The sequence below is a fragment of the Paenibacillus sp. PK1-4R genome, from assembly GCF_030369595.1.
Taxonomy (GTDB): Bacteria; Bacillota; Bacilli; order Paenibacillales; family Paenibacillaceae; genus Paenibacillus.
In genome coordinates this window covers 4,261,417-4,274,840 of the sequence record NZ_CP126535.1, presented here as the reverse complement: position 1 = coordinate 4,274,840, position 13,424 = coordinate 4,261,417, and the positions used below count along the sequence as shown (strand labels likewise).

The window sequence follows — 13,424 nt, the reverse complement described above, 5'->3', positions numbered from 1 at the left end:
ATTACGAAGAATGTCTGGTGGCATCATCAGTACGCATGAATAGAAAATAACAAAGCAGGTAAAGAGATCGGATCATGGGATTCGGTCTCTTTATTTTGCGAAAAAAAAGAGAGGATCGGACTTTACCGCTCTCTCTAAATAGGCATATGAACAATTTGTTAATGTCGTATTGACAATATCATTTTCTTTTGTTATCATTTCGATAATATCATAACGACAATATTAAGAAATGGGGAATGAGCCATGTTTGGATTCCGATTTGCGAAATTTCAACCCAGTGAGTATGTCATGAAAGTGAAAAATGGTGAGATACAACGTCAAGGTGTCGGATTGTCCTTTTATTATTATGAGCCGACCACATCGGTAGTGGTTCTACCCGTATCCTCGGTGGATGTACCATTCATGTTCGAAGAGATTACAGCGGACTATCAGACGGTTACTGTGCAAGGGCAGCTAAGCTATCGCATAGTGGATTATTTGAAAATAACCCAGAGTCTGAATTACACGTACAATTTGCGCAAGAATCGGTATATTTCCGACGACCCCGGCAAGCTGGACCAACGGGTGATCACCACAGCAAAAGTACTAACCAAGAAACATCTGGAGCAAATGCCGCTGAAGGAGGCCATTCAATCCAGTGAACGGCTGGCAAGCAGCATGAAACGTGAAGTTGTGCAAAGTGAAGAGTTGGAGAAACTGGGCGTTGAGCTGATGAGTCTATCCATTCTGGCCATTCTGCCTAATAAAGAGACGATGCGTGCATTGGAAGCACAAGCGCGTGAAGAGATTTTGCGTCAAGCAGATGAAGCGCTCTATGTGCGTCGCAATGCATCGATTGAACAAGAACGCAGAGTGAAAGAGAACGAACTGAACACCGAAATTGCCGTGGAGACAAAGAAACAGCAAATTAGGGAGACCCAGTTGCAGGCAGAACGCTCGGTAAAACAGAAACAAAATGAGATGGAGCAGGAGCAGCTTCAGTTCAATACAGCGATGGAGGAACGTAAGCAGCAACTGATTGAGTTAACCATTGCCAATCACAATGCGGAAGCGGATGCCAAAGCGTATGAGATTGCTGCCGTGATGAATTCATTGCAAAATGTACAGCCAAATGTACTGCAAGCGATGGCAAACATGGGCATGAATTCCGATAAGCTGATCGCACTTGCGTTCCAGGAACTGGCTGAAAATGCAGGCAAGATCGGACAGCTTAATATCTCGCCGGATCTGTTGCAGGGATTAATGTCTCCCGCGCCGGGCAGAGATCAGGAAGGTCGAGCGAGATGAGATTAGGAAGAAGAGAGCAAGCAGAGCAGGCAGGGAAATCTGTACGTCAGCAGCCTGCGGCAGATGATCGAATGAGCGAACATAAACTGATTCTGGTGAAACGCCGGACCAGACTGGAAGAGCTGGTGGTTCGATATAACACGGTACAGCAAGCACAGTTCTATATTGAACGTCTGGGCGCAGATTTCAGTGATTATATGGAGGAAGACCGTCGTTATCGGCTATCTGTACAGCAGGCGCAGCAGCAACTGGGACAATTGGGTCGTGTACAGACCATTGATCGGGAACATGTACCCAATTTTATCTTTGGAGAGCAGGATATCGTGGTTGTGGTTGGACAGGATGGGCTTGTAGCCAATACTCTCAAGTATGTAACCGAGCAACCGCTCATTGGTGTGAATCCGGACCCGATGCGTTGGGATGGGGTATTATTACCTTTTACCGTGGAGGATCTGAGCTTTATTGTCCCTGATGTCATTCGTAGGCAACGAACCTTGAAAGAAGTCACTCTCGCTAAAGTTGAACTCAATGATGGGCAGTATCTATATGGTGTGAACGATCTGTTCATTGGTCGGAAGACGCATGTATCGGCCCGTTATGAAGTGCGTTTGGGTTCATCCGCAGAACAACAATCTTCCAGTGGTATCATTGTCTCCACAGGCATGGGATCGACTGGCTGGTTCAAAAGTGTGCTGGCGGGAGCTACCGGCATTGTAAGATCGGCGGCATGGCAGAACATGAATTCCGAAGTTGAGGTCGCTACAGCATCCGCATCCATTCATGGAAGCAGGCAGGAGTTGAATCATTTTAACTGGGATGCGCCGTACTTATATTTTTCAGTACGTGAACCGTTCCCGAGCCGGACGACAGCAGCCAATCTGGTGTTTGGACAGATTCATTCAAAGCAACCATTGCACATTGTATCCCAGATGCCAGAGGATGGTGTTATATTCAGCGATGGGGTTGAGCAGGACTTTCTTGAGTTTAACTCAGGGGTAGAAGCTATTATTGGGTTGGCAGAGAAGAGGGGGCGTCTCGTAGTCTGACCCTTTATTTCCAAGCCGTTTCCGACTAGAATGGGTAACTAGATGTGATACATTGACGTCAGGAAACGGAAAGAGGGTTAACGATGCAGTCAATATTGTTGGTTGAAGATGATGCCAAGCTTGCAGGATTGCTGGCGGCTTATCTGACCCGAAATGGATTCCAGGTACAGGTCACAGATGATTTCCGTCATGTATTGGATGAATTTGTGAAGATGGAACCGGACCTTGTGCTGATGGATGTGAATTTGCCTCAATATGATGGATACTACTGGTGCAGGCAGATACGCACACATTCCATATGTCCTATTTTATTCATATCGGCTCGTGATAGTGGTATGGATCAGATTATGGCATTGGAACATGGAGCGGATGATTATATTACAAAACCTTTTCAATATGAAGTCGTTCTTGCCAAAGTCCGCAGTCAGCTGCGCAGAGCCTATGGTTCTTACGCTGCTGTGCAGCAGGAAGTGAAGGTGAAGAACGGTCCCATGATCCTTTATCCTGAGCGATTCGTATTGGAATATGATGAACGCTTAACAGAACTGACACAGAAGGAAGCCGTACTGGTAGAAGCGCTGATGGCGAAGGCAGGGCGAGTGGTCAGCCGGGAAAAATTACTTGAACAGATGTGGGAAGATCAACATTTTATTGATGATAATACGTTGAATGTATATATTACGCGTGTTCGTCGAAAGTTGAAGGAATTGGGTGCAGAAGAGATTTTGGAAACGGTTCGCGGAGCGGGTTATCGCGTATTGAATCTGGGTTCATCCGCACAAGGGAAAGGGAAATGAAACTTTTCCTGAAAGACCACCAGATGTTAGTTGGATTTTATGTGCTGCAGATGCTGCTGGTTCCGTGTGTGTATTGGCTCTCTGGTGAAGATCGCCCGATGAAAATTGTCCTCTATGGCATGCTGATCAGTACCGTGGTGCTGATGGTCTATCTGATCATACGTTACTTCCAGCTACGAGCATATTATCATCTCCTTGAACAACCACGTAAACGGGTAAACGAGCCCTTTCAGACGCTTGGAAATTCGGTTGTGGCGGAGGCCGTCCAGGAATTGTTACATGAATTGGAGCGTAATCGGCAGAACGAGATAGGTCAGTTACGTACTAGCAAGGAGCAGCAGGTGGTATTCATGAATCGCTGGGTTCATCAGATGAAGACACCGTTGTCTATTATTCAACTGACCTTGGAAGATGTGGAAGATGAGACAGCTGGCAGCATTCAGGATGAGCTGGATAAAATGCGCAAAGGACTTGAAATGGTCTTGCATTCATCCCGGCTTGAACAGTTTGAAGGGGATTTTCGTGTGGAGCTGTTGTCTATTCAAGAAGTGCTTCGAAGCAGCATTGCAGAGAACCGACGTTTGTTTATACGCAGAGGCATTACGCCGGATATCCGTATAGAGGAAGACCTTCAGATATACAGTGACTCCAAGTGGCTACGGTTCATGTTTACCCAGATTTTGACCAATGCCGTGAACTATTCCGATAGCAAATCAGGCAAAAAAGTGATCATTACCGGCTATAAACAGGAAGAGCGTACGATCTTGGACATTCAGGATGAGGGAATCGGCATCTCGTCCGAGGATATTCATCGCGTGTTCAATCCCTATTTTACAGGTGAACGGGGCAGGCAATACCACGAATCTACGGGAATGGGATTATATCTGGTCCGTGAGATCAGTGCCCGACTGGATAATCGTGTGGAGTTGTTTTCGGAGCCGAATGAGGGAACATTGGTCAGATTCAGCTGGGTTCAATCGAAATATCCGAAGTGAAGAGCGCTTTGCCCATGGGCGAGGTGCTTTTTTTAATGCATAGGAGTGTGATAGAGGAGGCAGGGGAACAGAACCTTAAACGCGCTGTAAGGGAAGTTTAAGGTAATTCGATAGCACCGTTACGGGAGGTCCGTTAGGATAAGAATAGAAATAACGTATATAGAATGAAAGATTCGGAGGGGAATACACATGGAAATGTTACAAGTATCGGCACTGAGCAAAGTATATCAGGGTAAAGTGCAAACTCAAGCCCTTAGTGATATTCATCTGACAATCAAACAAGGGGAGTTTGTGGGCATTATGGGCCCGTCCGGCAGTGGCAAAACCACATTGTTAAACATGGTCTCGACCATTGATGAACCCAGCTCAGGCAAGGTGCTGATTAATGGCATGAACCCGTTTGATATGAAAAAGAAGGAACTTGCCATGTTCCGGCGTCGGGAACTCGGATTTGTCTTTCAGGATTTCAATCTGTTGGACACGCTGACGGTTGCTGAGAATATTGTACTCCCATTGACACTGGACAAGGTCAAACTGAAGGAGATGGAGAGCAGACTTCATCGTATTACAACCAAGCTTGGGATTGATCACATTTTGGATAAACGAGTCTACGAAATTTCGGGCGGACAGCGACAACGAACAGCCATTGCGAGATCCATGATTAATATGCCTTCGATTGTACTGGCGGATGAACCCACCGGCGCCCTGGATTCTACGTCATCCCAAGCGGTCATGGAGTCACTTGAACAGATTAACCAGCAGGAGAAAACGACCATTATGTTGGTCACACATGACCCACTTGCGGCAAGTTATTGTAACCGCATCGTGTTCATCAAGGACGGAAAACTGGCAGCCGAGGTGCACCGCGGAGATAATCGACAGACGTTTTTCCAGCGGATCATTGATACTTTATCCTTCTGGGGAGGGAATTCACATGAGCTTTCCTCAGTTCGCGTTTAACAATATTCGCCGGAATGGGCGAGCGTATATTGCTTTTTTTCTTAGCAGTGTGTTTATGGTCATGATTTTCTTCGCTTATGCGGTGTTCATCTATCATCCGTATGTGAAAGAGTTGCCGATGGGTGACACAACTGCTACGGGGATGCAGGTGGCTTCGATCATTGTATATGTGTTTGCATTTTTCTTTGTCATGTATTCTATCAGTGCTTTTCTCAAATCACGGAACAAAGAGTTTGGTATTCTGACCATACTTGGTGCAGAGCCCGCACAGATTCGGAAATTGGTCATTTTGGAAAACATGTTGATCGGCTGTTTGTCCATTATTGTTGGTATAGGCGGGGGCATGTTGTTGTCGAAGCTGTTTCTGATGTTAACTACTCGTTTTATTGGCATGGATGATCTGCCCTTTTATTTTCCGATCAAAGCCATTCTGATTACAGTAGGAGCCTTTTTGATATTATTCTTCTGCATTTCACTCTTCACATTACTCTTTATCGGGAACAAGCGGACGTTAGAGCTCTTGACGGGTACCAGCAAACCTAAAAAAGAACCCAAAGCTTCGTGGTTCTTCTCACTTCTGGGATTGGCATTACTTACAGTCGGCTTTGTGGCAATCCGCAGCGAGTTGAATGGTGGGACGATCATGCTTGCAGCAGTGACAGGCATAGCCGGGACGTATTTTTTCTATTCACAGCTTTCCGTACTCATCATTCGTTTATTGAAGCGTAATCGTAAAACGGTATGGCATGGTACACGTCTGTTATGGATCTCAGAGATGAGTTACAAAATGAAGGATAATGCTCGCATGCTCTTTATGGTGACTGTAGTCATTGCGATTGCTTCGATGAGTGCGGTGGTGATTTTGTCACTGGATCAGGAGAACCGGGAGCAGTTTACCAATAACGATTTTCCAGTCAAATACAATGTGTACACTCCTTCGGATCAAATGGATATGAGCTATATTGATTCGACACTTGAAGCAGCAGGCTTGAATTATCAGCAAGTGTATCTGGAGTACTTTTGGTCTGATGCGGATCAGAGTGCTGTCTCGGTTATGCCGCTCAGTCATTACAACCGATTCAATGCGATCCAAGGAAAAAAGACGTTCCAATTGGATTCAGACTCAGTATTGTTCGTAGATTCCCGTAATGAGAAGGATCAGGCTCAGATCGATCGCAACAGGTTTCGCAATTATGCGGAAGGAGACACCATGACTCTGAATCTGGAAGCTGGTCCGATGCAAGCAAGAGTTACAGCTACGGATGTTGAGACACGGTTTGCAACCTTGATCTATTCAACTGCTGTGGTTGTCCTCCCGGATGAGAAGTTTGAAGAGATCACACAACAGCTCCAAGGAAATAGATTATCTGGCAAAGTTCTGTATCAGATTCCGGCATGGGGTCATGCTGTACCTGACCGACACTCCTCGGAAGCCATGGTTAGCGATCAGCTTCTGTCGTCCGCAGATACCATTCGAAGCGATAATGCTTTTTCTGATGAGAATTACTCCGGCTTTCTGACCACTCGATATGGAGATTTTGAGAGATACAGACAGGGTACAGCACTCTTTACCTTTCTGGGCATATTTATCGGATTAATCTTCTCCATCTCTTCCGCAAGCTTTCTGTATTTCAGACTGCATACCGATCTTGAAGCAGATGGGAAAATGGTGCATTCTCTTTCGAAAATGGGTCTCAGTTTCGACGAGATGAAACGATCATCCACCGTTCAGATTGCCATTCTGTTCTTCTTACCAATTGGGGTAGCTATCATTGAAACGTTGGTCGTGGTTAAGCCGTTCCTGTCTGAATTCGGTATTACGAATTATACGGTTCCGGTGTTGACTGTATTTGGTGCGTTTCTCCTTGCACAGACATTTTATTTCTTTGTTATCCGTTCCAGATATATATCTTCTCTGCGCAAAATGATGGTGTAATTATTCAACAAACGAATGATGATATGGATCGACCATGATCTGTTCATGGCCCGCATTTTCTTGATTAAGATCAAGGAAACGCGGGCTTTCTTGCGTTAAGATGAATGCATCAATAGATGATATTATCGAGGAGGACGATTATATGAGTATTACGTCATTGCAAGAAGTCAAAGCATTTAGTGAGGACCGTTTTACAAAAAGGGTTTTATTCCAACAAGGTGGTGGGGTGACCTTTGTCCTTCATTTTCTGCCAGGTCAGCAGCTTCCCGTTCATAAACATCCGGGCACAGACGTTATTTTACTGGTGGTTGAAGGCACAGGCACACTTATTCTGGATGGAAAAGAACAAGTGGTGAAACAAGAGGATGTGATCCATTGCGGCGGTGAGGTGGAGTTTGCATTCCATAATACAGGAGATCAGGAAGTTCGTTTGTTCGTGGTGTTAAACAAAGTGCCAGCAGCATCCTATGCAAAGGACATCTAAGATCTAATATCAAGGAATCTATAAAATGATTCACTGATCGGCACTAATATAAGGGAAACTCTATTCTGGAGTTTCCTTATTTATTTTTATTCAAGAATACTCTCCTGCAACAATCGTCCTTCTAGCAATCTCCGGGGTGTATATCAAGTATATGTTCCCATACATAGCAAAATAAAAAGCATACTTGGGTCTGAGAACATCAGATCTGAAGTACGCTTTTTCGTATTCCACCAGCAGCTTGTTCATTCATCCGGTCTACCGTCATTCTGCCTAGAAGTATCCCAGCATTTCCTTGGCTTCATTCGACATCAGCTGTGGAGACCATTGGGGCTCCCACACGACTTGAACATCAATATCGGTCTTATTTGTATTTTCCTGCAAAACCCATTTCACCGCACCAACAATCGTATCGTGCAGCGGGCAACCTGGTGTAGTCAGCGTCATTCGTACATGAACCCGTTCAGGCTCTTCCCTTACTTCATACACCAGACCCAGGTCAACGATATTGACACCTAATTCAGGGTCATACACTTCCTTGAGACATTCTAGCAAATGCGTGGTTTGTTTCATCATGTTCACTCTCCAGTCCACCTTATTTATGTTAACGTCTGAATACCAGAGCAATATTTGTTATATAAACGATGGAGACAAGAGACAAGATCGTCCCTCCAACCATCATGACCTCAGCCAGATTAATCAGAATTCCACTGACAAGCAAAAGGCTTCCAGCGACCATGGCGAGCATACCCCAATTGACATACCGTTCACTCAGCATACCTGCCATCAGCGGAGTTCCGGGTCTGCCTGCCTGCTTGCCATATTTGTGGGTCCACCATAGAAAAGGCACGATTTTGGAGGCATAGCCAAGTATGGTGAGAGACACCCACCCCCCGAGATACACCCATCCAGACAATAGAACAACACGTGGATGGAGCAACAGTTCAGTCCCTTGCGAGGAATAGATCAATAGGGCAACAGCATATACAGCAAACGCACGACTTACATACACAGACCAGCGGATACCCGGACCTGGGTTACTTTTGTGCCGTTTCTCCTGAATTTGCTCCAAGTGATACACATAGAAGAGAAGGGCGGCGGTTAGAAGTAAGAGCGCAAGCCAGAGCAATCCTCCCTTGAACCCAGTCAGAAATGCGACAACGCCTGTGATTACAGCTGCATTCCACAGAACCAGGACCACTTTCTGTAATCGAATGGAATAATCATGGGACAGGTAGAACATCGGAAGCATTTTGTAACTGAAGCCGGTAATTAACATGCCAAACCAGCCGAGTGTTCCCATCCAGATATGTGCGCCGAATAAGCGTTCATGCAGACCATTCCAATCACCAAAGGCAAAATTCAGGCCCATCAGCATACCGTACAGCCCGGTAAGAACCAGATAAAGACAGGAACAAGCTGCACTAATCGTCACCGGATTCCACTGTGAGGCACGGAAGAGGGTAACGGCCATATTCCATCCGAACAATAGAATGCCCGAAAGGGCGAGTGTAGCAGAACCGGCAATCCAGATGACATCTGCACAAATGAAGCCGTATAACATCCCCACGATTCCGATACTGAACAAGAAATAATGACAATAACCGAGAAACAGACTGTAGATATTGGATTGCAAAATAACATGTATCAACTGATAAACGGCACCCATAGCCAGCATGGTTGCCCACCCGAGTACAAACAGATGAGCATGAAACCAGCCTTCGGGTCCTCTGAGTTCATCACCAAGCCAGCCTGTCAGCGAGAGCAGGGAGAATGCATGATACATTACAAATCCAAAGATGCCTGTGATGATAAAAAGAAACGGCAACCTGGACATGGCTTTTGCCTCCTTACCCTTTTTCAATTCTCACTTTGGCCGTACCATCGGCTTGATCCTCAATCGTGAAGGGGCAGCCGAGGTTCTTCAACTCTTCTATCAAAAAGACTGGCACACGGTCATTGTGAATCAGCACAACTTCCCCAGGTTTGCAACGCTCCAGTGCGGCAAGTGTTCGCATCATGGGTTGGGGCGGTTCCAATCCGCGATTGTCCAGTATCACGGTGGGCGCCTGTAGGGATTCAAAGTTTTCAATCGCAACAGCTTGCTCCTCTGGATGGCCTTTGCATGAAGCTGATTCTTCGTCTGAACCGGGCTCAGAATCGACTTCCGATCCAGATAAAACTATTGAAGATAATGCTTTGTCACCGGTTTTATTTTTTTTGTGCACAAACGTGGTAACCCAGTGATCTGAACCTTTTCGTTCCGATGTGCTGGAGTATCCTTTCAGCTTGAGAATACCGAGCAGGGGCGTTGGTTTGAATGGAGCGTGTAGTACAAATACATCTTCATGCTGAAGGCCTTTGACCGTGTCCATGATCAGCTGAAACGGCTCCAACTTTTTACTCAGATGAGGACGCACATCCAATTCAACAATACGGACATCAGATGGAGACATGTGCGTTCACATCCGATCCTGCACTAGCTACATCCGCCTGTTGTACCAACTGCAGAGATGATTCATACAGGGTGGCCATTCCACCGTACAGCGCATAAAAGAATGACTCCGGCGCATCGAGGGAGAAGGACAGATAGGCTTTGGGGTCCATGCCGAGCACACGCTCAAAAAGTCTTGCACTGTCATAGGCGTAAAAACAGAAATGAGTATATTCGAACACAGGCATTTTTTCGTAAATGGTGATAATCTCTTGCGCATATTCCGCTTGCTCACGCTGTGCCAATTGAATCATGGTTGTGGCGTCTTCTAGCCGTAGCGTGATGCGAAGTGTAGTATCGTCAACGATTTCAACGTGGGCCATAGCGGTTCAGCTCCAATCTATAATTTGCTGATTTTGACTTGGAAGGTTGTAGGACCCTGCTCAATATACTCCCAGTTGAAGCCATCGGGATGTGTGGACTGAAATTGGAATCGAAGTGGCTTAGGATCGTGATCGTTAATGAGCAGCATGGATTCCTGTGGTTGCAACTGATCAAACGTTTCGAAAATAACTTTATGTTTCAAATGCGGTGGATACTCGGTGGCATTAATGGTTGCTGCGTATGTGTTCATGTGTCATTCCTCCAAATAGGGATAGTGTGTGGTGTTGCAATTTGATTATAGAAAACGTGAAGAGGGGTCTGTGTGAGCCTGCTCACACCTTTTTTAATGTCATAGACTCGCCTTATTTAAGTCAGAATCCTGAGTGGAAAGAGTGCTATGGGCAAGCCAAAGCTAACAATATCCTGATACGTATAATGTTAATTGTGCATGCGAAAGAGACCTTAACAACGATTACGGGCGTTAAGGTCTTTGTGCACACACAGTTTAATGTAATAGCGTGGGAGAAAACAGTGTATCTGGGTGCAGGGTGGTCACGCATCCCTTTGTTGCTTCAAAGCATGCAAATCATGAATGATGATCCGGCTGCGATCCACTTCGAGCAAATTCTCTTTTGTAAGCTGGTTTAAAAGCCGATTCGCTGTTTCCCTTGTAGTTCCAATGGAGTTGGCAAACTCCTGGTGTGTCATGGGCAGGTTGATGATAATCTGGTCTCCATGCATTTGTCCGTGCTGCTCTGCGAGCATAAGAAGGAAGGAAAGCACACGATTGCGTACATCCTGACCAGAAAGCACCTGCAATTTATCCTGTAATTCTCTTATTTTGTCACCGAGAACACGCATAATTTTGATCGCAATGGAAGGTGTGCTCAGCATTAATCGTTCGAAAAGTCGGACAGGTATGGCTAGTAGTACGGTAGGGGTAATGGCTTCTGCGGTAGCCGGGTAAGGGTACGCATTAAAAAAGCCGGTGTGTGGAAACATATCTCCTGTTTTGAGGAAAGAGACGATCTGTTCATGCCCGTTCTCATCGGTTTTATAGGCCTTTACAATGCCCGTACGGATGAAAAAGACAGCTTCCTTTTCGCTTCCTTCGCTGAAAATAACTGATTTCTTCTGAATGCTTCTGGAAATGGCGATATCTTCGACTTGCTTTAATTCCTCGGGGCTAAGGTCCTGGAAGATGGGAAACTGTTGTAGAAACTCCGCTGTTGTATCTTTGTTTACCCTACTCATGAGAATCTCTCCTCTCTGTGTTCATATTTCTGAACGACGACATCATTGTATCATAGCGTGATTTTTGAACACATCAGGTGATATAGATCACCGTAAAGCCATATCACTGTTTTTGATTGCTCAACCAGGGTTAATGGAATGATAGAATATGATTGAACAAGAGAGGGGTCGGCCCGGATGTGGACTGCATTCATGTGGGGCGGCATCTCTGCCTCAGCGGTAGTCATTGGCGCACTCGCAGCATTGTTTCTGAAGATTCCCAAACGAGTCATTGGTTGGATTATGGCTTTTGGGACAGGAACATTAATTGGTGCAGCGACCTTTGAACTTCTCGGAGATGCGCTGAATGATGGAGGAATTATACCTACAGCCATTGGATTTACGGCGGGTGCTGTCGTGTACACCCTGTTTGACCTGCTCGTTTCTGCAAAGGGAGGGGCGGGGCGTAAACGATCGGCAAAGTCGGGAGACTCGAATCAAAGCGGGCTTGGAATCTTTGCAGGCACGGTAATGGATGCTATCCCGGAATCCATCATGCTTGGAGCCAGCTTGCTGGCCGGAAACGGTGTCAGTGTGGTTCTGGTAGTATCAATCTTTGTCAGCAACATTCCTGAAGGTCTGTCTAGTACGGTTGGACTACAAGGCAAGTACAGTCGTGGCAAAATCATATTGATGTGGCTGAGTGTACTGTTGATCTCCGCGCTTGCAGCACTGGGCGGATATCTGTTTCTGGAACAGCTTCCAGAGGAGATGGGTGCAGCGATTGGTGCATTTGCAGGTGGTGGAATCATTGCCATGATCTGCTCAACGATGATGCCGGAAGCCTTTGAAGAGGGTGGGCCTGTAGTGGGTTTGATTGCATCCATGGGATTGCTTGTGTCGCTGTTGCTCGATCTGTAGATGAGAGAATAAGCTTTCGATGCAGCTTTCTTTCAGAAAGCTTTAAGGCGCACGCTTCGCTTCCTCAGCTTATTTCTGTTTTCTCCGTTTTTGTGTAAATATGAGTTGAATTTATATAAAAAGAGTATCCGAACAGAGTGGTTTCTGATCGGATACTCTTTTTTTGCCAAAACAGCTTCCTCCGCACCTGCAAGTTTTCGTACCTAATTTATTGAATTCGGGCAGGCGGTTCCATTCTTTCCCTAAGCTGCTCCAGTTGAAGAATAAGGATGCAGTTTCCTGTAACCTGCAGCAGTCCCTGACTTTGCATCATGGCGAGTTTACGACTAAGCGTCTCTGGTGTGATACCAAGCAATAGAGCCATATCTTTTTTGAAAACAGGCAAGCGGATCTCATGTTTTGCATGATTCCGGGTATGGAAGAACAACAGCAGCTTGGCAATCTTCTGTTCCGTTGTCATCGCACTAAGCGAGCTGTTCCATTCATCAGTTTCACGGAGAAGATTGGAAATGGCAAGCAGGAAATGATAAGCAAGCTTTGGATCATGTTCAAGCAACTGGTCGAAGTCATGTTTGTTGATGGAGCAGATGGCCGAAGGCTCCAGAACGTCAGCGTTTGCAGCATGTGGTTTTTGGTGTAACAGGGAATCTTGTCCGAAGAAATCTCCGGGAAACAGAAACCGCATAATATGTTCCTTGCCACTTTCATTGTATTTGGATAACTTCACACATCCCTGATGAACCACGTAAAGCGTATCTGAGCGTTCGCCCTCATGTACGACAACTTCACCTTTGTTATATTCCCGGGTATGCAAAAGGGAGGTCAACAATTCAGCTTCGGATGGATCTAGATGCTGGAACAGAGATACTTTGGAGAAACAGGCATCATTGGCTTCGTGCTCACAAATCATCGTTTCATCACCTCGAAATTGTTCAGAATGTGTACAGCCA

At 45.8% G+C, this 13,424-nt stretch carries 15 protein-coding genes; 8 read left to right on the top strand and 7 right to left on the bottom strand.

Features of this window, described 5'->3' with window-relative positions; translation table 11 throughout:
• The first annotated feature begins 243 nt into the window (after positions 1 to 243).
• The 7 genes from QNO02_RS18440 to QNO02_RS18410 all read left to right on the top strand — a co-directional run bounded on the left by QNO02_RS18440 (position 244) and on the right by QNO02_RS18410 (position 7,505).
• Positions 244 to 1,287 carry an SPFH domain-containing protein gene (locus tag QNO02_RS18440; protein ID WP_289389620.1) on the top strand — a complete coding sequence of 348 codons (1,044 nt, stop codon included), beginning with the start codon at positions 244 to 246 and terminating at the stop codon, positions 1,285 to 1,287.
• A 71-nt stretch (positions 1,288 to 1,358) separates the two neighbouring features.
• Entirely contained in the window at positions 1,359 to 2,333 is a 975-nt protein-coding gene (locus QNO02_RS18435; protein ID WP_289392818.1) for a diacylglycerol kinase catalytic domain-containing protein, read from the top strand.
• An 83-nt stretch (positions 2,334 to 2,416) separates the two neighbouring features.
• Positions 2,417 to 3,130 (top strand): response regulator transcription factor, encoded by a 714-nt coding sequence (locus tag QNO02_RS18430; RefSeq protein ID WP_289389619.1) that lies wholly within the window; start codon positions 2,417 to 2,419, stop codon positions 3,128 to 3,130.
• Positions 3,127 to 4,125, top strand: a complete 999-nt coding sequence (locus QNO02_RS18425) for a sensor histidine kinase (protein ID WP_289389618.1) — start codon at positions 3,127 to 3,129, stop codon at positions 4,123 to 4,125. Before QNO02_RS18430 ends, QNO02_RS18425 begins: the two co-directional genes overlap by 4 nt.
• Before the next feature lie 189 nt (positions 4,126 to 4,314).
• Positions 4,315 to 5,085 (top strand): ABC transporter ATP-binding protein, encoded by a 771-nt coding sequence (locus QNO02_RS18420; protein WP_289389617.1) that lies wholly within the window; start codon positions 4,315 to 4,317, stop codon positions 5,083 to 5,085.
• Entirely contained in the window at positions 5,060 to 7,021 is a 1,962-nt protein-coding gene (locus QNO02_RS18415) for an ABC transporter permease (protein WP_289389616.1), read from the top strand. Before QNO02_RS18420 ends, QNO02_RS18415 begins: the two co-directional genes overlap by 26 nt.
• Positions 7,022 to 7,163: 142 nt before the next feature.
• Complete coding sequence (locus QNO02_RS18410; protein WP_133385290.1) at positions 7,164 to 7,505, top strand: cupin domain-containing protein; 342 nt, start codon at positions 7,164 to 7,166, stop codon at positions 7,503 to 7,505.
• 270 nt (positions 7,506 to 7,775) lie between these two features.
• On the opposite strand, the gene QNO02_RS18405 is transcribed toward QNO02_RS18410, so the two are convergent.
• The 6 genes from QNO02_RS18405 to QNO02_RS18380 form a co-directional block, all read right to left on the bottom strand.
• Complete coding sequence (locus tag QNO02_RS18405; RefSeq protein WP_133385996.1) at positions 7,776 to 8,075, bottom strand: metal-sulfur cluster assembly factor; 300 nt, start codon at positions 8,073 to 8,075, stop codon at positions 7,776 to 7,778.
• A gap of 31 nt (positions 8,076 to 8,106) precedes the next feature.
• Positions 8,107 to 9,339 carry a hypothetical protein gene (locus QNO02_RS18400; protein ID WP_289389615.1) on the bottom strand — a complete coding sequence of 411 codons (1,233 nt, stop codon included), beginning with the start codon at positions 9,337 to 9,339 and terminating at the stop codon, positions 8,107 to 8,109.
• Between the two features lie 13 nt (positions 9,340 to 9,352).
• Positions 9,353 to 9,958 (bottom strand): DUF2249 domain-containing protein, encoded by a 606-nt coding sequence (locus QNO02_RS18395; RefSeq protein ID WP_289389613.1) that lies wholly within the window; start codon positions 9,956 to 9,958, stop codon positions 9,353 to 9,355.
• Positions 9,945 to 10,319 carry a hypothetical protein gene (locus tag QNO02_RS18390; RefSeq protein WP_289389612.1) on the bottom strand — a complete coding sequence of 125 codons (375 nt, stop codon included), beginning with the start codon at positions 10,317 to 10,319 and terminating at the stop codon, positions 9,945 to 9,947. The genes QNO02_RS18395 and QNO02_RS18390 overlap by 14 nt, the downstream gene beginning before the upstream one ends.
• A 17-nt stretch (positions 10,320 to 10,336) precedes the next feature.
• Entirely contained in the window at positions 10,337 to 10,570 is a 234-nt protein-coding gene (locus QNO02_RS18385; RefSeq protein WP_036613358.1) for a DUF2249 domain-containing protein, read from the bottom strand.
• A 302-nt stretch (positions 10,571 to 10,872) separates the two neighbouring features.
• Positions 10,873 to 11,574 (bottom strand): Crp/Fnr family transcriptional regulator, encoded by a 702-nt coding sequence (locus QNO02_RS18380; protein WP_133385287.1) that lies wholly within the window; start codon positions 11,572 to 11,574, stop codon positions 10,873 to 10,875.
• A gap of 177 nt (positions 11,575 to 11,751) precedes the next feature.
• Between QNO02_RS18380 and QNO02_RS18375 the strand changes: the two genes are divergently transcribed.
• Positions 11,752 to 12,474, top strand: coding sequence for a ZIP family metal transporter (locus QNO02_RS18375; RefSeq protein WP_133385286.1), 723 nt, complete (start codon positions 11,752 to 11,754; stop codon positions 12,472 to 12,474).
• Positions 12,475 to 12,682: 208 nt separating this feature from the next.
• Here the strand turns inward: QNO02_RS18375 and QNO02_RS18370 are convergent, their stop codons facing one another.
• Entirely contained in the window at positions 12,683 to 13,384 is a 702-nt protein-coding gene (locus QNO02_RS18370; protein ID WP_289389611.1) for a Crp/Fnr family transcriptional regulator, read from the bottom strand.
• Positions 13,385 to 13,424 lie beyond the last annotated feature (40 nt).